The sequence below is a fragment of the Streptomyces sp. NPDC051172 genome (assembly GCF_040682555.1).
Classification (GTDB): domain Bacteria; phylum Actinomycetota; class Actinomycetes; order Streptomycetales; family Streptomycetaceae; genus Streptomyces.
Genome location: NZ_JBFBBE010000513.1, coordinates 1 through 1,010, shown reverse-complemented (window position 1 = coordinate 1,010; position 1,010 = coordinate 1). Strand labels below are relative to the sequence as shown.

At 74.6% G+C, this 1,010-nt stretch carries 2 protein-coding genes; one reads left to right on the top strand and one right to left on the bottom strand.

The genetic code is table 11. The annotated features are described in order from the left end of the window. Positions 1-557, top strand: a 557-nt coding sequence (locus AB0N07_RS52345) for an amidase family protein (protein ID WP_365848221.1), incomplete at its 5' end; no start/stop codon positions are given. 9 nt (positions 558-566) lie between these two features. Here the strand turns inward: AB0N07_RS52345 and AB0N07_RS52340 are convergent. Beyond that, a partial coding sequence (locus AB0N07_RS52340) for a DUF4190 domain-containing protein (RefSeq protein ID WP_365848219.1) occupies positions 567-1,010 on the bottom strand: 444 nt, incomplete at its 5' end.

Below are 1,010 nucleotides of genomic sequence, written 5' to 3'. Positions count from 1 at the left end.
GGCCCGCCCTCACCGCCCTGACGAAGGCCGCCGCCGCCCTGGACGCGGGCGGCCACGCGGTCGAGGACTTCTCCCCCTACTACGGCGAGGACTACCACCGGGACTTCCGCACGGTGTGGACCGCCGGGCTGCTCCGGGCGCCGCTGCCGGAGGACGCCGAGGCGCACGTGGGCGCGGTGGCCGCGCACTTCCTGCGCACGGCCCGGGGCGCAGGGCGCGCCGAGATCGACGACGCCGCCCACCGGCTCGAGGAGTGGTCGCGCGGGGTGCGGGCGCAGTTCGCCGCCGTCGACGTGGTGATGACCCCGGTGCTGGCCACCGCGCCCCCGCCGGTCGGCCACTTCCTGGCGATGGAGCCCGAGGCCAACTACGAGGCGCAGTGCGCGTTCACGCCCTACACCTCGATGGTCAACGTGCTCGGCCTGCCCGCGGTCGCGGTCCCCGTGCTCCGGGACGAGCGGGGCCTGAACTGGTCCGTCCAGCTCATCGGCCGGCCCGGCACGTCCGCGCCCCTGCTCGCCCTGGCCGCGCACCTCGAGCTGCTGCTGGCCGGCTGAGCCGGCCGGTCAGGTCGAGGTGTAGTCGCTCACGGACATGCCGGCGATCACCAGGATCACGAGGAACACGACGGCGAGCAGCAGCAGCGCGAGGGACACGTAGTTCATCACGAGGCCGGCGATCGCCATGCCGCGGCCGTGGGGCTCGCGCTTGAGGCCCAGGTGTCCGAGGACCACGCCCACGATCGGCGGGAGGAGGAACGTGAACCCGCCCACCACGGAGATGATGCCGAGGATCATGGATGCCACCGAGCGGCCGATGCCCTCGGTCTGGCCGGGCTGCAGCGGGGCTCCGAAGCCGTAGCCGGGCGTGCCCTGCCCGTAGCCGTAGGCGGGGACGGTGGTCGCGTCCTGGCCGTACCCGTACGGCTGCCCGTAGGCGGGGCGGGTCTGCTCCTCCTGCTCGGCGTACGAGGGGGCCTGGTCCCAGGCGGTGCGGTCGGCGTCGCCGGG